Genomic DNA, 25,930 nt, shown 5'->3' with positions numbered 1-25,930 from the left:
TTGATAATTCATCGTTTATTTTTTGATAACATTTATTTGAATTATTTAAAATAAATTTGCTAAGCCGTGCATTTAATCTTTCAAGATTAGCATGTAGTGTTAAGAAATTGATTCCAAACAGATTTGTCGACTGCGAGTGTATTCATGGTCACTCTATAGTTATTAAAATAAACTTGAATCGCAATGAAAAAAGATGGTGGGTCGTGAGCGATTCGAACGCTCGACAAACGGATTAAAAGTCCGCTGCTCTACCGACTGAGCTAACAACCCATATAGAAAACTGCTAAAAGTGGTGGGTGATACCGGGTTCGAACCAGTGACCCCCTCCTTGTAAGGGAGGTGCTCTCCCAACTGAGCTAATCACCCCAAATGTTTTATTTCTAAAACGTCACGGTAAAGATTGGTGGGTGATACCGGGTTCGAACCAGTGACCCCCTCCTTGTAAGGGAGGTGCTCTCCCAACTGAGCTAATCACCCTTACCGTGTGGATGTGCATTATAAGGCACGTCTTATTTCAGTCAACCTTTTTTTTTATATTTCTGCAAAAATAGCCTTGTTCGGTTTAAATTTAAACATTTTTTGGATGATACTTCACAAAAACACGTATTTGCGATTTTTATTTTGGCAATGATGCTTATGATTGAGTCATGAAAATTAAATTACATGAGCTGCTAATTGATGAAGACTATAAATAAATATCGAGTGGTTATGTTTGTTGAGCCATCAATCATACGATATAAAGTAATAAACAACCGGGATCGATTAACAGCTTCATTGTCTGAAGATTTAATGGAATATCCTTATCAGAATTTTGTTGATATTGACCTATTGCTCAGTGCATTACAAGAAAAGTTACCTACACTTGCTTCTTTTGAATTAAATTTGCATGAAGATTATATTCAATCCACTAAACTTGAACTTCCCCAAGTTAAATTAAATTTAAATGAAATACTTTTATATGTTGAAGCCTCTATCTATAAACTGTTTGAAATGCCAGCCAGTCACGCGTTTTTTGATTTTGTTTATTTGGCTAAATCACAAAAACAATTAATGGTTGCGATTTGTGATCGTAAATATGTGAATCAATGGGTTGAGCTATTTAAAAAACATCATTGTCGGTTGAGTTTTATCGGTTGTGTTTTTAAACAGTATAAATTCAATTTTTTACCTTGGAGACAGTCAAAACATAAATCACAAAAACTTTATTTAGCAATGACTACATTAAGTTTAATTGGAATTTTGAGCTGCCAATTTTGTTATTGGTGGCTGCAAGTTAGCAGCGAATTAAATTATTATTTAACACAATGTTCTAATCAACAAATAATTAAACAAAACTTAGCTCATCAGCTCTCAACATATAAGCCCGATCCTTCACCGAGTCAACAGCAAATCAAATGGTCATTATTATTGATTTCACAGCTTTTACCACAAAATATTTGGTTGACCTCGTTTACTTATACTCCCAATAAAGTGAGTTTATTAGGACATAGCTTCAACTATAAAGATATTACAGACTTTAATTTAAATTTATTACAGCAAGACCTTATTGAACAAGGACACGTTAAAACGATCAGTAATGATAATCAAAGTTTATTGTTTGATATGGATTTAAAGCTACATGAATAATGATTTTTTTTATAGACCATTTTGGCAACAATATTTAATTTGCATTTTATTTCCTATTATTGCGTTTTTAATAGGCTATTTAGTTTTAATTGAGGATATACAAAATGAGTCAATAAAACAGCGTGCGTTATACCAAGAACAGTTGCAACAAATTGCATCATCGAAACTAAAAATTGCGCGTTATCAGGCAGGAAAACAACATGCATTACGCGTGATTAATCAAAATCAACTCGCATATTTTATCGAGAAAAATCAATTGGTATTAAACATGTTTAAATATCATCAAACGGATACGGGTGTTAGGTGGGAAGTTGGACTTAAAGGTAATTTTAGTCATTTTATTCATTTTCTATCCGAACTCAATAATGAATATTTTTATTTGGATTTTGAAAGTTTAACTATCACCAATCAAGAAACGTATCTTCAAATTATTTTTACGTTATTGTTCAAAAAGGAGAAGGAGTGAAAATCAACTTTTTTATAGCCCAATGTTTATTATTGATTAGTGTTTTTTCTCGCGCTGATAATGAAGTAAATCGTGATCCTTTTTTACCTTCTCAACAAGTGACGTGTAGTGAACAACAAGAGAGTTTACTAAAGCAGATCAAAGTCTGGCAATTTAAAGGGATAGTAGCTCAGGTGAATAATTCTTATCATCAAATTTGGCTTTATTCTGAAAATCAGTGGTTATCAATCACCGATGATATTGTGCCACATGTGTTATTTCCTTGGTTTATCCAATCTTTGCAAAATAATCAAATGATATGGCAGGCAAATCTTACGAACTATTGTCATGACACAGTGCAATGGATGATGCAATTAAATGAATAGTACACAAATGATGTGTTTTTTTCATCAAATTTTAAATGAAGTGAAATTAAAATTAAAGGTTGTCGGTTTGGGTCTGTTGATAATGATAGTCGTGACTACCAAGATTGATGCCAATCAAATCACGGCTGATCGATCATCTGATTTGAGCATCTCAAACAAGGTTTCAATTAATTTTTATCAAACTGATATTGCTATCATTTTACAGGCTTTGGCTGACTGTAAAGCATTAAATTTAGTTATGGCTGATGATTTGTCTGTGAAGCAAACTATTAAATTACGTGATGTGGAATGGCAAAAAGCTTTAGATATCACTCTTCGATCAGCAAATTTACAGGCAAAAATAGAGGAGAATATTTTATTCATTTCCAAAGCTGACGATCCTGAACAGTTAAGACAAAAACGGCAAGCTGAGATGAAGCAACAAGAGCAAACACAAGCACTAAAAGCACTTTCTATTGCCGTTAACCATGCCGATTTGACTACGTTAATCGATGCCATTAAGCAGCAGGGCTTATTATCGGAACGAGGTAGTGTTGTGATGGATAAACGGACAAACTCATTAGTCATCACCGACATTTCAAAGCAATTGGATCTGATTAAAAAACTGGTTGAAGTTATTGATAAACCTATGCCACAAGTCCACATATCAGCACATATTGTCACAATGAGTGATGAAAGTATGGATGAACTTGGTATTAAATGGGGATATGCGGGGGGATCCTCACAATTACTAGATAAGTTTGATGTTGGGCTTGGTGTGATTAATTCAACTTCAACGTTAGGATTTAACTTAGCAAAACGTTCTGGGAGTTTACTTAATTTAGAACTGTCAGCATTAGAATCGGAAAATCAACTTGAAATTATTGCTAGCCCTAATTTATTAACTGCCAATCAAAATACGGCGTCTATTAAACAAGGAACAGATGTGCCTTACGAAGTATCAAGTGGTAATAATGGTGCAACGACAATAGAATTTAAACAAGCTGTTTTAGGTTTAGAAGTCACACCTAAAATACTTGACGATAAAAAAATGATTTTGGACTTGTATATTACACAAAACACTACTGGTCGTTCTATTAAACGCCGTGAAGGTGGGGAAGCATTAGCGATTGATACGCAAGAAATTAAAACACAAGTTATGGTGAAAAGTGGTGAGACTGTTGTACTAGGGGGGATTTTTCAACAGTTAAATGATAAAACTAAACGTGATGTGCCCGGTGTTAGTGAAATTCCTTTGGTCGGTAACTTATTTAAATATAAAGGTAAAAAACAACAAAAAAGAGAATTAGTTATTTTTATAACCCCACAATTAGTTGAGTAAATGCCAACAGCGTTGTATTATACAAGGTCTTATTTTTGATGGTTTACTTTGCTTATAATTTATTATATTCAAATTATAAGGTTTTTATTCATCATAATTACAACTTATTATTACTATAGAGAATATTATGTTTCGTGTTGTTGCTTCTGATCTGGATGGTACTTTATTAACGCCTAAGCATAGCTTGTCACCTTATACAAAAAAAGTGCTTCAAGCTTTACGTCAAAAAGATATTCATTTTGTTTTTGCAACTGGGCGTCATCACATAGATGTCGCGCAAATGCGTGAAAATATGGAAATTGATGCTTTTATGATTACATCTAATGGTGCTCGGGTACATGACAGTGCAGGTAATTTAGTTTTTAGTCAAAGCATTAAACCAAGTTTAGCTAGCGAACTTGCTAAAGAATGTATTGATGATCCACTAGTTTATACCCATGTTTATCGAGGGGATAATTGGCTTATCAATAAAGAAGATACTTATTCTCTTAGCTTTTTTCGTGATACTGATTTTACTTATCAGTTTTTTAATCCACTTGATTTTGCAACTGATGATATTGCTAAGATCTACTACACAACAAGTGGCGATGAACTCCACCCACACTTAGTAAAAATCAAAGAAAGACTTGATGCAAAATATGGCGATAAAGTAAGTATCACATTTTCGTCATTGAATTGCCTTGAAGTTATGGCGGAAAATGTATCAAAAGGTAGTGCACTTAAAAAAGTCGTTGAAAAGTTGGGACTCGAATTAAAAGATAGTATCGCTTTTGGTGATGGCATGAATGATGTTGAGATGTTATCTTTGGCAGGTAAAGGTTGTATCATGGAAAATGCTAGTGCTGATTTAAAGCAACGATTACCTAACTTAGAAGTCATTGGATCAAATGTTGATGACGCTGTTCCTCATTATTTGAGTCATTTATTTCTTTAAAAAATCTGAATAATTTTATGGATCTTAATTTTGATAAAGAACTTAATACGTTAGGATTACGATGTCCTGAGCCTATTATGTTAATTCGAAAAACGATTAGAGAACTTGAGATAGGTCAAGTTCTTCATATTGTAGCTGATGATTTTGCCACAACGCGTGATGTGCCAAGTTTTTGTAGGCATATGGATCATGAGCTATTAGCATCTCAAATAGAATCGGAACCTTATCACTATTGGATAAGAAAATCGCATTAATATTTGTTAACAATTTAATGAATACGATTCATATTAATCAATCAATTCAATTTGAAACAAATAATAACGTAGCGTTCGCCAATCGTTAGGTATTAGATGATCTGTCATCAATAATAATGTACATCGTTTACCATTATGACGTGATTGTAAATTAAGAATTATCATATAGCGAAGCAATAAAGGTTTGCGTAATAAATACCAACGTTGCTTATGCCAATATATCTGGTTGATATGGTGAAATAAAGCAAATTCTCCTTTTATTGTTTTGCAATAGCGTAGCGCTCGAAACCATTCGATAACCAAGATTAATGTCACAATAAAGGTATAACTATTTAATGTGGTATGAGCAAATTGTAATAAACACAATATGACTAACATCAAATAAAAAATTGAAAAAATAGCAATTTGTTGATAAGAATTCGTCAGTTTTGTGCTCCACATATTAATACCTCGATCTTGATAAAACAGGATTATTACATGGTATTGTTAAAAATTGCTTAAAATTAAGCTTAATATGGGAGATAATATCCAGAATTATGTTATTTTTATCATATAGATGTGTAATTACCAAAAGCGCTGGATGACTAAATTAATGATATATTTATTCACAACTATATGAATTAAAACATTTTAGGGTAACAAATATAGCATTTGTTGCCCATATTTTATTTAAAAATTAAATTAGGAATAATTTGTGATATTAATTAGAGTGTTGAAATTTATTCTAAAACTTTTAATCGGCTGCTTTCTTTGTGGTTTAATTATTGGAATCGCTGGATATGCCTATTATTCAAAGGATTTACCCGATGTTGCGACATTGAAAGATGTGCGCTTACAAACACCAATGCAAGTATTAAGTAAAGATGGTGAATTGATCGCTATTTTTGGTGAACGTCGACGCACTCCATTGAAGTATGATGAAATTCCGCCCATTGTGGTTAATGCCGTGATTGCCACCGAAGATGCGCGTTTTAATGAACATTTTGGTATCGATCCTATTGGTATTGTCAGAGCAATGTATATCGGCGTGAAACAGAAAGGCTTTTCACAAGGTGGTAGTACTATCACTCAACAAGTGGCAAAAAACTTTTTTTTAACGCCAGAAAAAAGTATCTCACGTAAAGTAAAAGAGATGATTTTAGCGATTCGTATGGAAAAAGAGTTATCAAAAGAAGAGATCATGGCGCTCTATCTTAATATGATTAACTTTGGTTCCCGCGCTTACGGCGTTGCTGCTGCTGCTTATACCTTTTTTGGTAAAACCCCTGATCAGTTAACTATTGATGAAGCTGCATTATTGGCCGGTTTACCTAATGCACCTTCGGCTTTTAATCCAATATCTCATCCTGATCGCGCTCTGACAAGGCGTAATTGGGTTTTAAGTCGTATGCTTGATCAATCCTATATTACCCAAGCTCAATTTGATGAAGCGATAAAAAAACCATTAAGCGTGAGTTATCATTCACCACAGATAGAATTTTCAGCCCCTTATGTTGCTGAAATGGCACGACAATTTATGTATGATAAATTTGGTGAAAATGCTTATACTGACGGTTATAAAGTCTATACAACTATTTCCAAAACAGACCAAATAGCCGCAACTGAGGCTGTCCAAAAAAATATTATTGATTACGATATAAGACATGGTTATCGTGGTGCTGAAAAAATATTGTGGAAAAGTAACGAACCCCCATTGAATGCAGAACAAATTCAGCAAGCGTTAGATAAATATATTTGTTACAACCAAATGTGTCCAGGGGTTGTTATGCAATCTTCCGACACTGAAGCCAAAGTTGTTTTATCCGATAAAAGTGATATTAAAATATTATTTGCTGGTATGAAGTGGGCTCGTCCATTTATTAGTGATAACCAACAAGGTGCGTTTCCCAAAAAAGTATCGGATACACTAAAACCAGGTCAATTAATTTGGGTGAAAAAATCAGGTGACAATTGGGATTTAGCACAAATTCCTGCGGTAAATGCGGCACTAGTCTCTTTAGATTCTGATAATGGTGCTATAAAAGCAATTGTCGGTGGTTATGATTATAATTTAAGTAAATTTAATCGGGCAACACAAGCGCTACGTCAATTAGGTTCAAACATCAAACCCTTTATTTATACAGCCACGTTAGAACAAGGTTTGACTATGGCTACCTTGCTCAATGATGCGCCTATTGTGCGTACCAGCGGTAGTCAAATATGGCAACCTAAGAATTCCCCTCCAAATTACGCAGGACCACTTCGTTTAAGAATTGGTTTAGGGATGTCTAAAAACGTGATGATGGTTAGAGCGTTAAGGGCCATCGGTATTGATTACGCAGCAAGTTATTTGGAGCGTTTTGGTTTTCCGAAAGAAAACATTTCACATAATGAATCTTTAGCACTTGGATCAGCATCATTTACGCCGTTACAAGTGGCAAGAGCTTATTCGGTTATTGTTAATGGTGGTTATTTGATTTCACCTTATTTAATTGAAAAAATTGAAGAAAATAATGGCGACAGCGTGATATATCAGCATCAACCTTTAATTGCTTGTCACAATTGTCAGGATGATGAAGTCTCTAATGACTCAAAACATCTATCCCTTAATAATGTTGAAGATGTCGCTAATGAGTCAGGTAATGAAGAGCCTGAACAAGCCAATCTTAAATCTGATGATAAATTGATATTACCAGACATTAATGATGCTAATAAAACAAATGATAATACACCTAAATATGCGCCTCATACTATAAATAGTGGTATTGCATTTATTATGAAAGATGGCCTACGCTCTATCGTCTTTGGCGGCTCAGATTGGCAAGGCACGGCTTGGCGTGTTAAAGCTCTAGGTCGAAAAGATGTGGGAGGAAAAACAGGTACGACCAATCAGTCCAAAGATGTTTGGTTCTCAGGATTTGGTGGGAATATTGTTACAACTGTTTGGATGGGATTTGATGATCATCGCAGGGAATTAGGACGCACTTTCCGAGCCGAAGCGGGCGCTGTGACAGCAAATCCGGTGTGGGTTGATTATATGAAAGTAGCATTAAAAGATGTGCCAGTACAGGAAGATGTACAACCTGAAAATGTTATCTCTGTCACGATCGATCAAAAAACAGGATTACTCCCTAACCCTGGTGCGAAAACCATGTCAGAGTATTTTATTAAGGGAACTGAACCTACAACATATGCGACACAAGAAGTCGGTACCAGTGTGACTGATTCACAAGGTAATACTTCAGAGCTATTCTAACTTAAGGATTTTAAATGAATGGTTCGATAAGAATTATTGGTGGCAAATGGCGTGGGCGTAAATTGCCAGTTCTAAATAAACAAGGCTTGCGCCCAACCACTGATAGAGTAAAAGAAACATTGTATAACTGGTTAATGCCAGTTATACATAGCAGCGAGTGTTTAGATTGTTTTTCGGGAAGCGGATCATTAGGTTTTGAAGCTGCATCGCGTGGTGCGCAGAGTGTTACTTTACTTGAGAAAGATAAACAAACCGCTCAACTATTAATCAAAAACACACAACTTTTAGCAAGCACAGCTATAGATGTTTATCATACTGATACTTTACAGTGGCTTAATCGTTCAGCTTATAAACAATTTGATATAGTATTTATCGATCCGCCTTTTCATCAAGCTTTAGTGGCAAAAACCATTAGCCAGCTTGAAGAGAATGGTTGGTTTAAACCTTCTGCTTATATCTACATTGAAACTGAAATAAATTATAATGTCATGAATGATATTCCATGTAATTGGTATTTACATCGCGAAAAAACCGCAGGGCAGGTGCACAGCTACCTTTTTATACGAGAAGACGTTTAATGTTTATATTTATTGGTAAAGTTTTATATTCCTTAATTTGGTTGTTTTTTTTATTTAATCTTATCTATCCTTATCCAAGACCGGCAAACATTGTAGCCTATGTTGGATTAATCGCTTTTGCTATAACCCATGGTTTACAAGCATGGATGTTACAATCAACGATGACAAACCAAGAAAAAGAGCAGGACAAATATAAAGCACTTCGTCTTTTTATTTTTGGTGTTTTTGAATCACTTAGCTGGAAACAAAAAAAATAGAGAAAAAAGTGGTTGTCAGATACAAAAATTTTTGTATAATGCTCACCACTTCTTTAGAAGTCTCCAAATATGCGGGAATAGCTCAGTTGGTAGAGCGCAACCTTGCCAAGGTTGAGGTCGCGAGTTCGAACCTCGTTTCCCGCTCCAATATAACATCGAGTATAGTCCATTAAAGTCCACAAAGCTTAGAATTCGCAAGTGATTTAACGGTTTTACTTTTCAGTATAGAATAGAGTCATCCAAGAGAATTTAGCCCAAAAAATGTGTTATTGTAGTAATGTATTTTCTGAACAGTTCGTCTAAATATTGACTAGCTATCTAGGCAGCAGCACATTACTGGAGCTACAAGGAACTTCTTGTATCGAGTTAGATGATATGTCCACGCCAAAACAAAATATAATGACTTCGCGTAGCTTTGGTCAGTTAACCGGTGAGTTATTTGATTTACAGGAAGCTATCTTCAATGGTATAGGTTTTACGGGCACAGTAGGGACACCAGCGCCCAAGTTGAATGAAACTCGCTGCGCGTTGTCACCGATGTCCCTTAGCGCATTGCATTGCCATGTGACTTTATCATTCATGGTGGTGTAGTGTTTTTCTAAACATAATCCACCTCGAGCAGCCGCTAAAGCCTGTAAATCTGCTTGTCTATGGCGTTTTTTGCCATTAATCGCACTACACAGTGCTTTGGAATATTCGGGGGTGCTTTGTCCTTTAATACTCGGCCACTTGGCAAGTGAGTGTAGGATTTTTTGTTGTAAGGCGGTTAGTGCATGTTTGAGGGCACTGTCGCAATCGGGGCGAAGTGTTAAAGTCATAATAAACCACTCAACTAATTCACTCCGTTACATTATCATCTATGGGGGGCGATACTACGGTAAACCATAGATTATCCAGAATACTCGCTACTACAAGTTGTGTTTGTTGTGTTTTTGTTACAGCTTGTGTTGTTAAAGCAAGGAGTAACCAATAACTTAATGCTTTACTGGGATGACCGAAATAGGTATCTAACGGATAGATTGCAGGGTACTCCATTTCGCTAAGTATGATGTCATATTCAAAAAATAATATTCTCAAATCCGCTACAGCTTTTTCATCGAATTGACTATACCAAAGTTGTTCAATATGACTAAATGCGGGTTGAATTTCATGCATTTGTGCAATTGCCATAGGAAATTCATCCCGATTTGTTTGCATTGATCGTAAAACGTAACTTTGCGCACGTAAATTTGGGATGTTTGTGTATAAAGACTCATTAGCCAGTAATAAAGCACTCATAAATGCAGAACTATCGGTTGACTGTGCATTATCTGCAATAATCAAATAGAGCATAGGCTCTTCATTATCGATGAGCTGATTAATATCATCCTGCTGTGAACCAAATATTGACTGATAATCAAACTCAAGAGGAAGACTTCCGCCTAATTGCTTATATGCCTGTCGAATCAATTTTGTTTGTTCAATGTGGTATTCAGGCGAACCTAGTAATAACACCTTAAGAGTATAGTTATTGCCTATTTGATTTAAATAGTCATAAAAATTAGCGAATATCCATTCATAGGATTCAAGATAAAATCTGTGATTAGTTTTACGAAAACTAAAAAGTTCATGGGCAGAAAAATGCAATTGACCTTGATTTTTTAATAGGTCATCAACTGATAAATCTTGAGGCGTAATGACAACACTACCAAGCACAGCCAACGATTGCATTGACCATTCTTGCCATTGCTTATTACGGTTTTTGATTTGTTCATCCCAAATTTTGACTTTTTCCTCTTCTAAACCATACAAAAAAATGCGTACACTAAATAGCAATCCCGTTACAAATAGTGTAATACCACTAAGAATCACAATAAAAAGTGTATTATTGCTTACACTCACAGAAGTAACAAACAGCATAAAAAATAATACACACACAAATACCAGTAGCATGATACTGATCCAGTTCCACAGTCTAATTGGCTTAGGTGTTGGTAGTTTTGCAATATCTGTTTTAGTCCACACGTTTTAATTCCTATCTTTTCCTTTAGGCTATTGATTGACTACGTGCATACTCCACCATATTTTTTGGGTAGTACATAAAATGGTGTAACGTACTGTCATCAATATTTTTTAAATACGCAACAGCAGCAGCTTCAAAACACCAGTAGCCATGAAAAGAACAACAATCTCTGGAGTCACCTTGTTGCAATAAATGAATATCAATATAGACATTACCTGCTTTACGTAGCCCATCGTACCAACGGCGTAAGTATTCATCTAAGAACTTTAAGGTAGCTTTAGGTGTTTCTGCATGAATCGCTTTATAAAGAGGGTTGCGAAAGCTCAGTTCTCGTGGCGTTTTTGCTTCGGTAATCGGATAGTTTGGAATTTTCATAGCAATCAGACTATCTAACGCTTTTTCTGGATTTTCTTTGTCAAAATCAACTGCTTTAACAATGGTTTCAAACCAATCTTGGCGGTCAAATAAAATAGCTAAACCTAATAAATTTGATAATGTTTCCGTTTCAAAATATTCCGTCAGGATAGTAATATCCATTCTATCATTAGGATTGGCAATATTATATTTATCTACATAATCAATAGAACTCGGTATGTATTTTAAAATACACTCCATTCTGGATGATAATCCAATGATTTTTTTACCTACGGTATAATCTAAACAGAGTTGTTGATACTGTAGTCCTATCATAAATTCAGCATAACCATCTTTTTCCCTTTTCATATCACTATCAACCATACTAATTAGTTTGGTTAATCTTTCTTGGAAATAATGGTAAAAATCCTCATCTAATAGTTTCTGACGACGTTGTTGTTCAAATTCGGATAACTCAGAATCAGTCATTTTCAATTAAGCTCCATGATTTTCCCGTGCATATTGAACCATGTCTTTTGGGTAGTACATAAAGCGGTGTAACGTACTGTCATCAATATTTTTTAAATACGCAACAGCAGCAGCTTCAAAACACCAGTAGCCAACAAACCAGCAACAATCCCTAGAATCGCCCTGTTGTATTAAGTGGCTATCAATATAAACATTGCCTGCTTTACGCAATCCATCGTACCAACGGCGTAAGTATTCATCTAAGAACTTTAAGGTAGCTTTAGGTGTTTCTGCATGAATCGCTTTATAAAGGGGGTTGCGAAAGCTTAGTTCTCGTGGCGTTTTTGCTTCGGTAATCGGATAGTTAGGAATTTTCATGGCAATGAGACTATCCATAGCTTTCTCTCGATTTTCTTGATCAAGGTCGACAGCTTTAACAATGGTTTCAAACCAGTCTTGATGTTCAAATAAAATAGCTAAACCCAGTAAATTCGATAACATATCTGTTTCAAAATACTCGGTTAAGACAGTAATATTTATGTAATCATCTGGGTTAGCATGATTATAGCGCTCAACATGATCAATTGTGTTCTGAGTATAGTTTATTACTTTTTCCATAGTTGTAAATAAATCTACGACAGGTTTACCTATTGTATAATCAAGACATAATTGTTGGTAATATAAAGTTATCATTGGTTCTAAAAAAGGATCATCTATTTTTTTTATCTCTTTCAATAATTCATTTATCTGCACATTTAAGTTATTTTGTACATAAGGATAAAAATCTTCATCTAATAGTTTCTGGCGGCTTTGTTGTTCAAATTTGGATAACTCAGTATCAGTCATTTTCAATTAAGCTCCATGATTTGCCCGTGCATACTCTACCATATCTTTTGGGTAGTACATAAAACGGTGTAACGTACTGTCATCAATATTTTTTAAATACGCAACAGCAGCGGCTTCAAAACACCAATAACCATGGAATGTGCAACAGTCTCGTGAATCACCTTGCTGTAATAGATGAATATCAATATAGACATTGCCTGCTTTACGTAATCCATCGTACCAACGGCGTAAGTATTCATCTAAAAACTTTAAGGTAGCTTTAGGGGTCTCGGCATGAATTGCTTTATAAAGTGGATTTCTGAAACTGAACTCTCTGAAAGTTTTTGATTCGGTAATCGGATAGTTAGGAATTTTCATGGCAATGAGACTATCGATAGCTTTCTCTCGATTTTCTTGATCTAAATCGACGGCTTTTACAATAATTTCAAACCAATCTTGGCGTTCAAATAAAACACATAGGCCTAATAGATTAGAGAGAATTTCAGATTCAAAATATTCTGTTAGAATAGAAATATTCATTGTGTCATTTGGATTAGCTAAATTATGTCGATCTACAAAACTGATTGAATTTTTTGTATATCCAATAATAATTTCTAGGCGAGAAAATAATGTCGAGATTGGTTTGCCTACAGTGTAATCTAAACAAAACTGTTCATATTGAGCATTTATCATCGACTCAACAAAAGGGTCTTTAGTCTGTTTTATTTGTGTTTCAAATTGATTTATTAACCAATTTAGATTATTTTGTACATAAGGATAAAAATCCTCATCTAATAGTTTCTGACGGCTTTGTTGTTCAAATTTGGATAACTCAGTATCAGTCATTTTCAATTAAGCTCCATGATTTGCCCGTGCATATTGAACCATGTCTTTTGGGTAGTACATAAAACGGTGTAACGTACTGTCATCAATATTTTTTAAATACGCAACAGCAGCGGCTTCAAAACACCAGTAGCCATAAAATGAACAACAATCTCGCGAGTCGCCTTGTTGCAATAAATGACTATCAATATAGACATAGCCTGCTTTACGTAATCCATCGTACCAACGGCGTAAGTATTCATCTAAGAACTTTAAGGTATCTTTAGGGGTCTCGGCATGAATCGCTTTATAAAGGGGGTTGCGAAAGCTCAGTTCTCGTGGCGTTTTTGCTTCGGTAATCGGATAGTTAGGAATTTTCATAGCAATCAGACTATCTAACGCTTTTTCTCGATTTTCTTTGTCAAAATCAACAGCTTTAACAATGGTTTCAAACCAATCTTGGCGGTCAAATAAAATAGCTAAACCTAATAGATTCGATAATGTTTCCGTTTCAAAATACTCAGTTAAAATTGTAATTTCTGCCTTGTCATCTGGGTGAGCATGATTATATCGGTTAACGTGATCAATTGTATTTTCGGTATAATTTATTACTGTGTCCATCGTCGGCAATAAATCAGCAATCGGTTTACCTACTGTATAATCAAGGCATAACTGTTGATAATAAAGATCTATCATTGATTCCATAAAAGGATCTTTAATAGATTGTATCTTTTTTTTAAACTCTTTTATCTCCCAATTAAACCTTTCTTGAACATATGGATAAAAATCTTCATCTAATAGTTTCTGGCGGCGTTGTTGTTCAAATTTTGACATATTTGTTTGTCTCCTCAATTTATTCTTTACTTAGGCTTATTACTACTGCCTTTGTTTTTAATACGTCGATGTTTTTCTTGGATAATATTTTCAATAGTAGGCTCACCATATTTATGTATTACCACACCATGATGGACAACGTGATCAAGATCCGTTTTAGTGTCATCAAGTAAAGCTTCGATATGTGATAGTCCAGGTTCAAATAATAAAGATACAACTATAATATGCCTACAATATAAACTCTGTAAATTTTTCCGAATAATAGCATTATTAATATCGGTTAAAGAATCCCCTCGTAATTTTGATGATTCAATTTTAATACGATCGTTAATCCATTTATAACTCATCTGTACGATAGGTTTTCCTTTATCCGTTTCTTTCAATACACCTAATCTACTTGCAACATATTTAGTCGTTGGCCTCGCTACACCCGCAGTGGCTTTTGCTTCAATTACTGCGTATTTTTTCCCTTGGTTAGTAAGCGGATCTGCTCGCCATAAGCCGTCTATCCCTGTATCATTGCCTATTGCACTGTTATGGTTTAGTTTTTTAGCATCATTGAGTTTACCTAAATGTAATGAACTCGGTGATTGTTTCCATGTCCCTTGCTTAGCTTTATCATGCCCCTCCCATTGCCCTTTCCCCCAACCCAACTCTTCTAGGCAATAATAATCAGCAATATGTTCGCCCACACCACCAATAACAAAGTTCATATTGATATTGTTAAACTGACTTTTGATTCGAGCTGTCAAGTTACCTCGACTTTTTGTTACTGTCGGTGTGCTATCCTTATTTGTTGTGGATGCACCAGCGTTTTTGTTTTTAGCGGTGACGTTACTGGTTGTTGCTGAATTTTTGCGGCGCATGATACAACGCTCAATAGCAATTCGCACAGCAGGAGCGAGTATATCTTCAATAATGGTGGTTAATTGGCCGCTAACAACACGTAAAAACTCATCTAGCTTTTCAGGTAATCCAAGCCAACGAGCCGCTGTATATTCACTAAGTTCAGTAACGCTTTTAACTCGAATATCATCAAGATATCCTTGCAACACAGGAACATCTATCATCTGTGTTAGATATTTTTCCGGATTTAGTGGCAAGTCCATTTTAAAAAGGCGATTAGCTTCTTCTAAAATCGCCACAACCACATCAAACATCACTGGACCATAAAACTGCGGTTTTCTAATCAATGATTTAAATGCTAATCTAAATCCGCCACCGACACCGGGAATAACACAGATAATCCCCATCAACAGTTGAAATTTCGCTTGTGAAGACTCAGCGCGTGATGTTGAATTAAACAAATCCCAAGCTGCTTTTGCCACTTCAGATACAGCTACTGCTAATGACAATGGTGGAATACTTGAAGCTACTGCATAGGCCATATCGCCCATAATTTCAGCATAAGCATTTTTTTCATCTTGAGAAGCCTCGTCACTAATGGCATCATTTTGCTCATCATTTTCAAATTCTTGTTCAAGTTCTTCATCATCTTCTAACTCAATTTCATTATTATCGTATCAAAATAGACATTTGCTTGACCAAGTGGAGTATCTTCAAGCAAAGCTTCACCATTGTCATCTAAAATGCCTTCGCGCACAGAACCATCTTCAAATTCAACCCGATAACTCGCTCGAGGAATTGGATTTAAATCACTGTCATGGTAAAAGAGTTTAAGCTGCCCAGAGCTATCAACAAACGGAACAGGTAAAAGTGTCGGTGATAGATTGAGTTGTGATGGTCCCATTTTTTCAAGCGCCGCGGATTTCACACTGACATTACCTGACGTTCCTAGCTCTATGCCACTTCCACTAATTTTGATATAGGACCCCCCGCATACAATGGTAATATCCTTTGATGCTGAAATTAATAACGAACCATCCACACTATCAACCCTAATATCTTGCTTAGCGGCAATTTCCATTGCATCATTTTGTGCCTGAACTTCTACCTTGCCTTGATTGGCAAACAGCTTCATGCCTGTTTTATGAGCAAATAAACTGATGGATTCTTCAGCCGCTAAGGTAATGTTTTGCAGTGCACTAATATCGGTATGGTTTTCGGAGGTCGTCGTTATACTACTTGCAGAGGATAATTGGATATTGTTATCACTGGTTAACGCAATCCCTTCCGGTGCATAGGCTAAAATGCCGGCTTGTTTGAGCTGCGTTAAGGAGGCTTGGAGTTGTTGTTGATTATCAATGTCAGAAGGGTGCGCTTGCGCGGTTTGCGCCGCGTTATGTAGCGCTTTAGCAATTGACAATGAATTTTCCAGTTGCGTGATAGCACCTTGCATATCAAGCTGCTTACCTTGCGCTTTCGGTTCCGTTTGGGCAGTAAGATAGAGTCCTTTATTGGCTGCTATCGCTCCCCATTCATCGGTGCGCAGCTCAAAACCCTCACCACGCTGCTCTTTATTTCGATTAACCAAATGACCTAAGTTAAGCTGGGTTTTGCCGTATTCGGTGGCCAATTTAACGTGCTCTTGACCGCGTTTATCATCCATCCGTAGTTTGTTGTTGGCCGGTGTGCGAATAACATTGCGGTGTTTGTTGATCGTTGCCACGTGGTCAGGATGAGTTGAGTCATGCAAGGCATGAGCAATATACGGCCTATCTGGATTTCCCTCAGTGAATGCGATGGCAACGCCCGTACCATCAATTAACGGGAAGTGAAAACCATAGGTATCACCCGCATACGGTTTGGCCAGCCGTACCCATAAGCTCTCTTCGCCGTTTTTCCACGTTTTTAGGTCAAAATCAAACTTAACGCGATAACGACCTATGGTATCAATATACCCATAGGTATCGTTATCCGGACTAGTCACTCTCGCAGGTAATGTGCCAGTCACTTGTGGCCAACGGAGTGGCTGTGGTCGATACGGTTTTAATACGTCATATGGGATGGCGGTAAAGTGACATCGATAGGACTCACTGCGGTCACCATAGCTTTTAGTCGAAAGGATGATAATCCCCTCATCAATATCATCAATGGCACTGCCCTCGATAATCATCCGTTGACCCGGCATTAAGTTATAGTCGTTACATTCCCCCTGAATAATCAGTTTTTGACTGAGGTGTGCCTGATGGCGAATGCTCGCATACCACTGACCGCTTTCAACCTCACTATCATCACCTTTGTTTTTGTAGTGCTCACCATAACGGTAGTCCGTACCCACAGTGGTATCATCTTTAGCATCAGTATTAACCTGTGAATATTGGTCAGCGTCTGCGGTGCGGTAATTGTAATCTTGGGTAATAACATCCTTAGGCTGCGTCGTACTGGTAAACTGCACATCCCAAACGCTGTTTTGCCTGCCATCCACCATGCCGCTGGTGGCTTTAACCGCAATCTGCCCAGCATCCTCAAAGCCTTGTTCATAGTCACTGAGAACTAACACATCACAGTGATGCTCAGCATGGCTTTCAAATCGAAACCAAATTCCAACATCACTCAATAGACGCTGGATAAATTCGAGGTCACTTTCTTGCCACTGAGTAATAAACTCGCGCGCTGGGTAGCTATCTTTGAGCTCAAGCCGATAATCCACCCCCGTAAAACTATGCCGTCTGAGTATTTCTTCGACCACGCTAACCACACTTTGATTCTGGTAAATCGCACTGTAGTGGTCGTTTGCAAATAAGGCAAGGCGTGGCTGCAAGACGACACAGTAGCGGGCTTCGTCTTTACTGACAGATAACAAACTAAACTCAGTGATCACTCCATACAGGGTGCGCGGAAGTATCGGCATATCTAGGGAACTGATGTATGCTAATTGCTTCGCAAGGCTGGGGGCTTCAAAGGTTAACGAGGCAGGCTGACTCAATAAATGATTGATTCGCAGCTGTTTATTGGGGCTGGTAAAGATGATTTCATACCGCCAAGGGGTATTGAGTGATTCACGTCCGACAACCGAGACTATCGAAAGTGATGAGAGATCACTAAGTTTTAATGTATAACGGTTGTTCAAAGAATCAGAAATGATAGAACCAAGATACCCTGTTTCTCGCTGTGAGATCAACATAGGAATTTCTTATTATTTGCAATCAATTTTTATTATTGTTCACTTATTAAATTGTTTTATACGTAATAACGATAAGCGAATTAATTCTCAGAATGATAGGTTATTTATTAATTTATATCAATTATTTTTATATTATTGTAATATTAGCCTGTAGTTAATGTTGGTAATAATCTTTAAATCACATTTTTTGTAAACAATATCAGTAATAAGCATTGTACAAATAGCCATGCACTTTTGGTACTTTTCGGGCTTTCAACCGCATACGTCCAGATACTATAACCATATTCTAATCGTTTGTGGTATTTGAGTTTTTCAAAATTTTTTTTAGATGATAAGTATATTCTAGTGCTTCAACAGTGTGTTTTAGTGTGGGTAAACTTTGCTCTACTTGTTGTATTAGTTTATCATCTTCTAAACTATTGCTTTGCAAAGTTAATTGTACCACCTCGTTTATTGATTGTTGCTGTAATAACTTAGCTAGCTTATTTACCTGACTTAGATAAATTGTTTTTAATTTTTTAGTTATGTTATTTAATCTGTGTGTAAACGTCAAAAAGATAGATTGTAAATGATGTTTATTATTTTTTATTTAATAATTTTTCTATTTGTTTAAGTGTAATTCCCATTATTTTGGCGATAGCTTGCTTATCCATGCCTTTTTCTAATAAGGTTGTAACCATGATGATCTCTAATTTTTCCCTTCTAACTTTTTCTGATTTTGTTTTATGTTTTTCACATGCTAGTTTCTCTTTTGCTATGGCTTTTTCTTCTTTGCGGATTTGTTCCATAATTTGATAAGCAGGGACATATTTCAAGCTTTTTTCCAGTTCGTCCATTAATCCAATAGCTTTGAAACTAACATAAGTTTTGGTTGAAATAATTAGATGATCAACTAGTTCGATGTTAAGAATTCGTCCAACTTGAATTAGGCGATCGGTCATATCTTTATTACACACAGAGGGGGCTAAGCGTCCTGAAGGGTGATTGTGTACCGCAATCACACGTGATGCATTTTTCATTACAGCCACTCGAAAGACATTCATTGTTTCGATATTGACTGATTTGTAGGCGCCTAAAGCGATAAGTTCAATATGTACAATATAGCCAGCAGCGTTTAAACCGATAATCCAGAAATGTTCTTTTTCTTGATCTATTTTGTTATCACGTAGTAATACGTTTTTCATGATGTTATAAACATCATCAGTTCCTTCAATATAACGTTTATCATTTTTGCCCAGCTTAATATCCATTCGCAATTCGTATTTAGATAAAAAATGTACGAAATATAACATAAATCAGATGGTATTGTAAGCAATGGCTTTTGCGTCCCTTATTTATCAAGATTTATTGCTTATTTCGTAGTGATTTTAGGATAATAATAAACGGGATAAGTAAACGACATTGAATGTGCTTTTCGACAGTAAAAATATTTGAACGTGTTGAGAAAAACTTTACATTTAGACATGATTAATGCTCACGAGATCATTGATTGTTCAATGCCAAATTATAGACATGTTCGCGTAAATCGACTTTTTAAACCGCTTCAAACAATAGAATGAGGTTAAATAGGCACTTTTTTATATCGTACGATCGAGTAAAGATCGACAAATGGCATCGTGTTTGTGTTGCCATATTGATATAAAATAGACAAATTTATGTTACTTTTTATACTTAAATATCTATATTACCTTAAACATCTTTACATAAAATGTTATTTTTAGTAAGGTTACTTTACATTGTTTGCACCATTTGATGGCATGATTTTTTCTCATTTTGGTGCAAAACTAGCCATCTTTTTGAACACTATAACTCAATTATTATCCGTTACTAAAACATTATAATTATTTTTTATTAGTTTTTTACTTTAAAAACAGTAATTATATTTATCCACTTTTATAAAGATGTTAAGAACTACTGGCATAGTAATTGCTTGTAATAATATTGAATATAATTAAGTCAATAATTATAGAAATAAGTTTAGAGGAAATATGCATATGGAAAATCATAGCAGTAGTACAGTTGCTTTTGTAAAAAAGCGGCGCTCTTCGTTAATAAGTGCCATTTTTCTAATGGCCACTTCGGCAATAGGTCCGGGATTTATTACTCAAACAGCCACCTTTACCGTTACTTTAGGTACCGCTTTTGCTTTTGGTATTTTAGCTTCTATTATTATCGATTTTGTGGTGCAACAAAATATTTGGCGCGTTGTTGCTTTAACCAAAATGAACTCTTCAGATATTGCTAATGCAACTATTCCTTTTAGTGGCTATGTTTTAGCTATGCTTATTATATTTGGTGGATTAGTTTTTAATATTGGTAATATTGCTGGAGCTGGATTAGGTTTAAACGCATTGGTTGGACTCGATCCTAAATGGGGAGGGGCAATCAGTGCGTTAATGTCAGTTTATATATTTTCATCCCGACAAGCCAGTCACTTTATTGATCGCTTAATGATCGGTTTTGGTTTATTAATGATTATTCTGACATTATTTGTGGTGTTTGCTTCACATCCACCAGTAGGTGAAGCGTTAAAAGAAACGGTTTTCCCTAGTAGCATTGATTTTGCTTCGATTACCACAATTGTAGGAGGTACGGTTGGTGGTTATATTTCTTATGCTGGTGCTCATCGATTACTAGACAAAGGAATGGTGGGTGTTGAACATATTGACTATGTTTCAGGTGCAGCAACTAAAGGCATAATGGTCGTTGGTTTAATGCGTTACATTTTGTTTTTAGCTATTTTAGGTGTTGTTGCAAGTGGTGTGACTATTGATATTTCAAGTTATGCGGCTAATCCTGCATCACAGGCGTTTCAAGCAGCGTTAGGGGAATTAGGACTACGCATTTTTGGTTTGATTTTATGGGCAGCTGCAATAACGAGTATTATTGGCGCTGCTTATACTTCTATGACATTTATAACGCCGTTCAAACGTAATATTACAGAAAGACAACGAAAAATTGCCACCATTATATTTATTGTTACTTCGCTTGCTGTTTATTTAATTATGGGAACAGCCCCAGTGTCATTGTTAGTCTTTGCTGGAGGCTTTAATGGTTTAGTATTACCACTGGGTTTAACTATTTTTGTTTATATTGGATGGCGACGATCTGATCTGATGTCTGGTTATCATTTTCCTCGATGGTTATTATGGTCCGGTGTCGTAGTCTGTGCTATTACTTGGTATATGGGAGCCATGTCAGTAGCGACTATCTTCAATTATTTAAAATAGAAGGGCAATATGATCATCGACAAATTGATTGATTTAAATAGTGACCTTGGCGAAAGTTTTGGTCAATGGAAAATGGGTAATGACGAAGCAATTCTAAAAATCGTAAGTAGTGCAAATATTGCCTGTGGTTTTCATGCTGGTTCCCCTGAGGGAATCTTAAAAACATTAAACGCTGCCAAATTAAATAATGTGGCCATTGGTGCGCATGTTGGTTATCCAGACTTAGTGGGTTTTGGTCGTCGAAATATGGACATTGCGACCGAAGAATTAATTGCCGATGTCATTTACCAGATTGGCGCTTTAAAAGGGTTAGCAACGTCAATTGGTAGTAAAGTGAGTTATGTTAAACCTCACGGTGCGTTATATAACACTATTGCACATGATAAACGTCAAGCAATGGCAGTGATTGAAGCAATTTGTCTTATTGACCCAGCATTGACATTGGTAGCACTTGCAGGTTCGCAGTTAATTAATTGGGCAAAAGATAAAGGCTTAAATGTTGTAGCTGAAGCTTTTGCTGATCGTGCTTATCATGCTGATGGGACATTAGTTTCTCGAAAACAAGAAGGTGCAGTATTGCATGATCCTGATTTAGTTGCTCAGCGAATGTTACAATTGGTCAATGAAGGCGGTGTTACCTCGATTGATGGTCAATTTGTTCGTATTGATGCTGGCTCAATTTGTGTGCATGGTGACAGTTCTGGGGCTTTAGCTATGGCGCAAAAAGTGAAAGAAAGATTACAACAAAATGGCATTACAGTAACCTCATTTGCAAAGGTGAAAGATGTGTAAACTTGCCCACAACGTTGTACATTTAGACAAAATATCTCTATTTAGTCTTGAAGTATTTACCATTTACCGAGGTGTTTAATGCGTTTTTTACCTGTTAATATTGATGCACTGATTGTTGAGCTCGCTTCCCTTGAGCAAACAATGGCTCTGACGAATTCGCTGCAAAGCTTGTTAGCACAAGGAAATATAAAAGAGATTATTCCCGCAGCGCGCACCATTTTGATTCGTTATAATCCAATAACAATTGATGCGAATACTCTTGCTAACCACATTGTAAAACTCGATATAACATCGGATGTAATAAAATCAGGTGAACAAATAACCATTCCTGTTCGTTATAATGGTGAAGATTTAGATCAAGTTGCTCAATATTTGGGTATAACGGTTGATGAAGTTATTACGCGTCATACCAGTAATGAATACCAAGTTGCGTTTTGTGGATTTGCTCCAGGCTTTGCTTATATGGTATCGAAAACAGCTCAACTGGATGTACCACGTCGACAGTCACCTCGGGTTCGTATTCCAGCAGGTTCTGTTGCTTTAGCTGGCGAGTTTAGTAGTATTTATCCACAAGCAAGTCCCGGTGGTTGGCAATTAATAGGTATCACAGACGTCGCTGTATGGGATATTTATCGTGAGCAACCAGCTCTATTTAAGCCGGGCACTCGTGTTAATTTTGTAGATGCGAGTAAAACGGCAGTACAATATCATTTACCTACGACTAAAAGGCCAAATAGTGTTATTGAACCAACATCCGATATCAAAATATTATCGACCGGTTTACAAACGCTTTTGCAAGACAATGGTCGAATGGGGCAAGCAGCTTTAGGTATTTCAGAATCAGGAGCAATGGATAAAACGGCGCTACATAGTGCTAATCGTGTTTTAGGCAATCCAATTAATGAGGCCACATTAGAAATTACTCAAGGTGGGTTTAGTGCTCAAATAAATAGCCCTATGCTAGTTGCGGTAACAGGTGCGGTCTGTGATATCACGATATCAACCTCAACAGGTGAAAGATATCAAGCCTCAATGTATCAACCTATTCAGTTAGAGCATGGTGATACGATTTATTTAGGCCACGTTAAAAGTGGTGTACGAAGTTATTTTGCGGTGAGAGGTGGGTTTGAAGTATTACCGATTTTAACTAGTTGTTCTTTTGATACTCTTGCACAAGTCGGGCCTGCACCGCTTAAAGTTGGTGATACGTTAGCAATTAAACATCAGCAAAAATTAAATCCTGTTTCTTTAACTCAAACACCGGCTTTACATTATCCGTCTTCTAATGATGTGGTTGAGTTAGATATTGTACTAGGACCGCGTACGGATTGGTTTACAAAGCAAGCAATATCGCTACTTACTTCACAATTATGGCAAGTTACACCAGCTTCTAATCGGATAGGACTGCGCTTATTAGGCGATACACCATTAGCACGTGAAAAGCATCAAGAACTACCTAGTGAAGGAACCGTTATTGGCGCTATACAGATTCCAGCAAATGGACAACCCGTGCTGTTTTTAAATGATCACCCTTTAACGGGCGGTTATCCAGTCATTGGTGCTGTTTGTAACTATCATTTAGATTTAGCAGGTCAAATTCCTGTCAATGCTAAAATAAAATTTAATCCTATTGGGATGTTTAAAGAATTCGAAGGGAGTCATGTTGATCATGTCTGAACATAATAAAAAAATAGTGCATAAAGTATTGATTGCTAACCGTGGCGAAATTGCTGTGCGTATAATACGTGCTTGTCGTGATATCGGATTTTTGTCGGTTGCGATATATGCTGATGCCGATCTTGAGTCGCTTCATACCCAAATGGCTGATGAGGCATATGGTTTATTTGGTAATAAACCAAGCGAAACTTACCTAGATATTGATAAAATTATTACCATCGCAAAAAAATCTGGTGCAACTATGGTTCATCCAGGTTATGGTTTTTTGTCTGAACGAGTAGAATTTGCTAAAGCAGTACAAGATGCGGGTTTAATTTGGATTGGGCCGAATCCAGAAACCATCGAAATATTAGGCGATAAAGTTGAAGCCAGAAAACTTGCTATTGAAGTCGGGGCACCGTTGGTGATGGGTACTAAAGAGCCCGTTAAAAACGCCAAAGAAGTGGTTGAGTTTGCACATATGCATGGCCTGCCGATTGCGATAAAAGCAGCTTTTGGTGGCGGTGGTCGAGGTTTAAAAGTTGCGTGGCAAATGGATGAAGTTGAAGAACTTTATCATTCTGCTGTGCGTGAAGCAGCCGCCGCATTTGGGCGGGGCGAGTGTTTTTTAGAACAATTTTTGCATAATCCACGTCATGTTGAAGCGCAAATTATTGCTGATAGCTTGGGTAATATTGTGGTGGTAGGGACTCGGGATTGTTCATTACAGCGCCGCAACCAAAAGTTAATTGAAGAATCGCCGGCGCCTTTTATTAGTGAGCAGTTAGAACAACAAATTATAAAGGCTTCGATTGATATCTGTGCTAAGGCAAACTATGTTGGTGTGGGTACAGTTGAGTTTTTATTAAGCCAAGATGGTAAATTATCTTTTCTTGAGGTCAATACACGTCTACAAGTTGAGCATCCTGTTACCGAAGAAACAACCGGCATTGATCTGGTTATTGAACAACTCCGCATTGCGCAAGGTTTACCACTTAGCATTGAGCAAATGCCAATTCCTCGTGCCCATGCTATTGAATTTCGTATCAATGCAGAGGATGTGGCAAATGGTTTTTTACCTGCTGCAGGGATGATTACTCGATTTGATGCCCCGTCTGGACCCGGTGTACGCTTAGATAGTGGAGTAAAAACAGGATCGACTATCCCAGCAACATTTGATTCCTTGATGGCTAAATTAATTATTGTCGGTAAAAATCGAGAACAAGCAATTGCTAGGGCTAAAAGAGCATTAGCTGAGTTTGTCATTGATGGCGTTGCATCCGTTCTACCATTTCATCGAGAAGTACTTGAAAGTCCTGATTTCACAACTGATTTCAAAGTACATACTCGTTGGATTGAAACAGAATTCTCTGCAACTTTACAACCTGCCAAAAGACAAATACCACATTTAGAACCAAGTATCACCCATACTTTTATTGAAATAGATGGTAAACGTTGCAAACTTGGTTTGCCTACAAATCTTTTTGCTGGATTATCAACATCAACTAAACTTTCTTTGGCAGAACCCTCTTTGACACTAGAGTCCAATTCTACTTTTAGTGTTGAGTCACCTGTATCGGGAAGTTTATTTAAATGGTTGATTAATGATCATCAAAGTGTCAATCAAGGTGAAGTGATAGCAGTTATGGAAGCCATGAAAATGGAGGTTCCTATCACAGCACATCGATCGGGCATTTTAACGCATGAACTCAAAGAAGGCGAATACATTAATGCAGGGACTAAAATCGCTGAAATAAGTTAAACCAATGTGAAGTTATTAATAAGCTTCTCCAAATTAATAATTTTATCAACACATAACATATATTGGTGAGTATATTAATGTGAAATACTTGCCAATATGTTTATATGTAATTTTAAAATCAT

23 protein-coding genes and 4 tRNA genes are annotated in these 25,930 nt (G+C 36.4%); 14 read left to right on the top strand and 13 right to left on the bottom strand.

Going from position 1 to position 25,930, the window contains the following annotated elements:
- Nucleotides 1-194: 194 nt before the first annotated feature.
- From J3U63_RS01470 to J3U63_RS01460, 3 genes are all read right to left on the bottom strand, one after another.
- Nucleotides 195-270 (bottom strand) — tRNA-Lys (locus J3U63_RS01470).
- 20 nt (nt 271-290) lie between these two features.
- A tRNA-Val gene (locus tag J3U63_RS01465) sits at nt 291-366 on the bottom strand.
- A gap of 35 nt (nt 367-401) precedes the next feature.
- Nucleotides 402-477 (bottom strand) — tRNA-Val (locus J3U63_RS01460).
- Nucleotides 478-678: 201 nt separating this feature from the next.
- On the opposite strand from J3U63_RS01460, the gene J3U63_RS01455 reads away from it, so the two are divergent.
- The 6 genes from J3U63_RS01455 to tusA all read left to right on the top strand — a co-directional run bounded on the left by J3U63_RS01455 (nt 679) and on the right by tusA (nt 4,966).
- Nucleotides 679-1,626: a PilN domain-containing protein gene (locus J3U63_RS01455; RefSeq protein WP_267370272.1), complete on the top strand. Its 948-nt coding sequence runs from the start codon at nt 679-681 to the stop codon at nt 1,624-1,626.
- The gene (locus J3U63_RS01450) at nt 1,619-2,092 is read left to right on the top strand and encodes a hypothetical protein (RefSeq protein ID WP_267333207.1); all 474 of its coding nucleotides are present in this window, start codon (nt 1,619-1,621) and stop codon (nt 2,090-2,092) included. Before J3U63_RS01455 ends, J3U63_RS01450 begins: the two co-directional genes overlap by 8 nt.
- Nucleotides 2,089-2,457: a hypothetical protein gene (locus J3U63_RS01445; RefSeq protein WP_267370270.1), complete on the top strand. Its 369-nt coding sequence runs from the start codon at nt 2,089-2,091 to the stop codon at nt 2,455-2,457. The genes J3U63_RS01450 and J3U63_RS01445 overlap by 4 nt, the downstream gene beginning before the upstream one ends.
- Nucleotides 2,450-3,778, top strand: a complete 1,329-nt coding sequence (locus J3U63_RS01440; RefSeq protein ID WP_267370268.1) for a secretin N-terminal domain-containing protein — start codon at nt 2,450-2,452, stop codon at nt 3,776-3,778. The genes J3U63_RS01445 and J3U63_RS01440 overlap by 8 nt, the downstream gene beginning before the upstream one ends.
- A gap of 127 nt (nt 3,779-3,905) precedes the next feature.
- Complete coding sequence (locus tag J3U63_RS01435; protein WP_267333204.1) at nt 3,906-4,712, top strand: Cof-type HAD-IIB family hydrolase; 807 nt, start codon at nt 3,906-3,908, stop codon at nt 4,710-4,712.
- 17 nt (nt 4,713-4,729) lie between these two features.
- Nucleotides 4,730-4,966 carry a sulfurtransferase TusA gene (tusA, locus tag J3U63_RS01430; protein WP_267333203.1) on the top strand — a complete coding sequence of 79 codons (237 nt, stop codon included), beginning with the start codon at nt 4,730-4,732 and terminating at the stop codon, nt 4,964-4,966.
- Between the two features lie 33 nt (nt 4,967-4,999).
- Here the strand turns inward: tusA and J3U63_RS01425 are convergent, their stop codons facing one another.
- Nucleotides 5,000-5,407: a protein YgfX gene (locus J3U63_RS01425; protein WP_267333202.1), complete on the bottom strand. Its 408-nt coding sequence runs from the start codon at nt 5,405-5,407 to the stop codon at nt 5,000-5,002.
- A 262-nt stretch (nt 5,408-5,669) separates the two neighbouring features.
- Between J3U63_RS01425 and J3U63_RS01420 the strand changes: the two genes are divergently transcribed.
- The 4 genes from J3U63_RS01420 to J3U63_RS01405 all read left to right on the top strand — a co-directional run bounded on the left by J3U63_RS01420 (nt 5,670) and on the right by J3U63_RS01405 (nt 9,183).
- Complete coding sequence (locus tag J3U63_RS01420; protein ID WP_416379648.1) at nt 5,670-8,201, top strand: PBP1A family penicillin-binding protein; 2,532 nt, start codon at nt 5,670-5,672, stop codon at nt 8,199-8,201.
- A gap of 14 nt (nt 8,202-8,215) precedes the next feature.
- A complete protein-coding gene (gene rsmD, locus J3U63_RS01415; RefSeq protein ID WP_267370267.1) occupies nt 8,216-8,779 on the top strand; it encodes a 16S rRNA (guanine(966)-N(2))-methyltransferase RsmD in 564 nt (187 codons plus the stop codon).
- Nucleotides 8,779-9,036 carry a DUF1145 domain-containing protein gene (locus J3U63_RS01410; RefSeq protein ID WP_267333200.1) on the top strand — a complete coding sequence of 86 codons (258 nt, stop codon included), beginning with the start codon at nt 8,779-8,781 and terminating at the stop codon, nt 9,034-9,036. Before rsmD ends, J3U63_RS01410 begins: the two co-directional genes overlap by 1 nt.
- Before the next feature lie 71 nt (nt 9,037-9,107).
- A tRNA-Gly gene (locus J3U63_RS01405) sits at nt 9,108-9,183 on the top strand.
- A 272-nt stretch (nt 9,184-9,455) separates the two neighbouring features.
- On the opposite strand, the gene J3U63_RS01400 is transcribed toward J3U63_RS01405, so the two are convergent.
- From J3U63_RS01400 to J3U63_RS01360, 9 genes are all read right to left on the bottom strand, one after another.
- Nucleotides 9,456-9,854, bottom strand: coding sequence for a hypothetical protein (locus J3U63_RS01400; protein WP_267370266.1), 399 nt, complete (start codon nt 9,852-9,854; stop codon nt 9,456-9,458).
- A gap of 19 nt (nt 9,855-9,873) precedes the next feature.
- Nucleotides 9,874-11,040 carry a hypothetical protein gene (locus tag J3U63_RS01395; RefSeq protein ID WP_267370265.1) on the bottom strand — a complete coding sequence of 389 codons (1,167 nt, stop codon included), beginning with the start codon at nt 11,038-11,040 and terminating at the stop codon, nt 9,874-9,876.
- A 22-nt stretch (nt 11,041-11,062) separates the two neighbouring features.
- Nucleotides 11,063-11,881: a PoNe immunity protein domain-containing protein gene (locus J3U63_RS01390; RefSeq protein WP_267370264.1), complete on the bottom strand. Its 819-nt coding sequence runs from the start codon at nt 11,879-11,881 to the stop codon at nt 11,063-11,065.
- A 6-nt stretch (nt 11,882-11,887) separates the two neighbouring features.
- Nucleotides 11,888-12,706, bottom strand: a complete 819-nt coding sequence (locus J3U63_RS01385; RefSeq protein ID WP_267370263.1) for a PoNe immunity protein domain-containing protein — start codon at nt 12,704-12,706, stop codon at nt 11,888-11,890.
- Nucleotides 12,707-12,712: 6 nt separating this feature from the next.
- Entirely contained in the window at nt 12,713-13,531 is an 819-nt protein-coding gene (locus J3U63_RS01380; protein ID WP_267343758.1) for a PoNe immunity protein domain-containing protein, read from the bottom strand.
- Between the two features lie 6 nt (nt 13,532-13,537).
- Nucleotides 13,538-14,341 carry a PoNe immunity protein domain-containing protein gene (locus tag J3U63_RS01375; protein WP_267370261.1) on the bottom strand — a complete coding sequence of 268 codons (804 nt, stop codon included), beginning with the start codon at nt 14,339-14,341 and terminating at the stop codon, nt 13,538-13,540.
- Nucleotides 14,342-14,367: 26 nt separating this feature from the next.
- Entirely contained in the window at nt 14,368-15,738 is a 1,371-nt protein-coding gene (locus tag J3U63_RS01370; protein WP_267370259.1) for a hypothetical protein, read from the bottom strand.
- A 101-nt stretch (nt 15,739-15,839) separates the two neighbouring features.
- Complete coding sequence (locus J3U63_RS01365; RefSeq protein WP_267370258.1) at nt 15,840-18,368, bottom strand: type VI secretion system Vgr family protein; 2,529 nt, start codon at nt 18,366-18,368, stop codon at nt 15,840-15,842.
- Nucleotides 18,369-18,946: 578 nt separating this feature from the next.
- The gene (locus J3U63_RS01360) at nt 18,947-19,618 is read right to left on the bottom strand and encodes a JAB domain-containing protein (RefSeq protein WP_267333195.1); all 672 of its coding nucleotides are present in this window, start codon (nt 19,616-19,618) and stop codon (nt 18,947-18,949) included.
- Between the two features lie 744 nt (nt 19,619-20,362).
- On the opposite strand from J3U63_RS01360, the gene J3U63_RS01355 reads away from it, so the two are divergent.
- The 4 genes from J3U63_RS01355 (at nt 20,363) to J3U63_RS01340 (ending at nt 25,808) form a co-directional block, all read left to right on the top strand.
- On the top strand, nt 20,363-21,598 hold the full coding sequence (locus J3U63_RS01355; RefSeq protein WP_267366719.1) for an NRAMP family divalent metal transporter: 1,236 nt from the start codon (nt 20,363-20,365) through the stop codon (nt 21,596-21,598).
- A 15-nt stretch (nt 21,599-21,613) separates the two neighbouring features.
- A complete protein-coding gene (locus J3U63_RS01350; protein WP_416379647.1) occupies nt 21,614-22,390 on the top strand; it encodes a LamB/YcsF family protein in 777 nt (258 codons plus the stop codon).
- Nucleotides 22,391-22,468: 78 nt separating this feature from the next.
- Nucleotides 22,469-24,067 (top strand): 5-oxoprolinase/urea amidolyase family protein, encoded by a 1,599-nt coding sequence (locus tag J3U63_RS01345; protein WP_267370257.1) that lies wholly within the window; start codon nt 22,469-22,471, stop codon nt 24,065-24,067.
- Entirely contained in the window at nt 24,060-25,808 is a 1,749-nt protein-coding gene (locus tag J3U63_RS01340; protein ID WP_267370256.1) for an acetyl/propionyl/methylcrotonyl-CoA carboxylase subunit alpha, read from the top strand. Before J3U63_RS01345 ends, J3U63_RS01340 begins: the two co-directional genes overlap by 8 nt.
- Nucleotides 25,809-25,930: the final 122 nt, after the last annotated feature.

The organism is Gilliamella sp. B2838 (assembly GCF_026536185.1).
GTDB lineage: Bacteria > Pseudomonadota > Gammaproteobacteria > Enterobacterales > Orbaceae > Gilliamella.
Note: the sequence above shows the minus strand (reverse complement) of the source record. Positions and strands in the feature narration are given on the sequence as shown.

What these genes read in the sequence shown, in the direction of transcription:
- J3U63_RS01455 (WP_267370272.1), top strand. Translation starts at nt 679, where the DNA reads ATGAAGACTATAAATAAATATCGAGTGGTTATGTTTGTTGAGCCATCA.
- J3U63_RS01450 (WP_267333207.1), top strand. Translation starts at nt 1,619, where the DNA reads ATGAATAATGATTTTTTTTATAGACCATTTTGGCAACAATATTTAATT.
- J3U63_RS01440 (WP_267370268.1), top strand. Translation starts at nt 2,450, where the DNA reads ATGAATAGTACACAAATGATGTGTTTTTTTCATCAAATTTTAAATGAA.
- J3U63_RS01435 (WP_267333204.1), top strand. Translation starts at nt 3,906, where the DNA reads ATGTTTCGTGTTGTTGCTTCTGATCTGGATGGTACTTTATTAACGCCT.
- tusA (WP_267333203.1), top strand. Translation starts at nt 4,730, where the DNA reads ATGGATCTTAATTTTGATAAAGAACTTAATACGTTAGGATTACGATGT.
- J3U63_RS01425 (WP_267333202.1), bottom strand. Translation starts at nt 5,407, where the DNA reads ATGTGGAGCACAAAACTGACGAATTCTTATCAACAAATTGCTATTTTT.
- rsmD (WP_267370267.1), top strand. Translation starts at nt 8,216, where the DNA reads ATGAATGGTTCGATAAGAATTATTGGTGGCAAATGGCGTGGGCGTAAA.
- J3U63_RS01410 (WP_267333200.1), top strand. Translation starts at nt 8,779, where the DNA reads ATGTTTATATTTATTGGTAAAGTTTTATATTCCTTAATTTGGTTGTTT.
- J3U63_RS01400 (WP_267370266.1), bottom strand. Translation starts at nt 9,854, where the DNA reads ATGACTTTAACACTTCGCCCCGATTGCGACAGTGCCCTCAAACATGCA.
- J3U63_RS01390 (WP_267370264.1), bottom strand. Translation starts at nt 11,881, where the DNA reads ATGACTGATTCTGAGTTATCCGAATTTGAACAACAACGTCGTCAGAAA.
- J3U63_RS01385 (WP_267370263.1), bottom strand. Translation starts at nt 12,706, where the DNA reads ATGACTGATACTGAGTTATCCAAATTTGAACAACAAAGCCGCCAGAAA.
- J3U63_RS01380 (WP_267343758.1), bottom strand. Translation starts at nt 13,531, where the DNA reads ATGACTGATACTGAGTTATCCAAATTTGAACAACAAAGCCGTCAGAAA.
- J3U63_RS01375 (WP_267370261.1), bottom strand. Translation starts at nt 14,341, where the DNA reads ATGTCAAAATTTGAACAACAACGCCGCCAGAAACTATTAGATGAAGAT.
- J3U63_RS01370 (WP_267370259.1), bottom strand. Translation starts at nt 15,738, where the DNA reads ATGGGCGATATGGCCTATGCAGTAGCTTCAAGTATTCCACCATTGTCA.
- J3U63_RS01365 (WP_267370258.1), bottom strand. Translation starts at nt 18,368, where the DNA reads ATGTTGATCTCACAGCGAGAAACAGGGTATCTTGGTTCTATCATTTCT.
- J3U63_RS01360 (WP_267333195.1), bottom strand. Translation starts at nt 19,618, where the DNA reads ATGGATATTAAGCTGGGCAAAAATGATAAACGTTATATTGAAGGAACT.
- J3U63_RS01355 (WP_267366719.1), top strand. Translation starts at nt 20,363, where the DNA reads ATGGAAAATCATAGCAGTAGTACAGTTGCTTTTGTAAAAAAGCGGCGC.
- J3U63_RS01345 (WP_267370257.1), top strand. Translation starts at nt 22,469, where the DNA reads ATGCGTTTTTTACCTGTTAATATTGATGCACTGATTGTTGAGCTCGCT.
- J3U63_RS01340 (WP_267370256.1), top strand. Translation starts at nt 24,060, where the DNA reads ATGTCTGAACATAATAAAAAAATAGTGCATAAAGTATTGATTGCTAAC.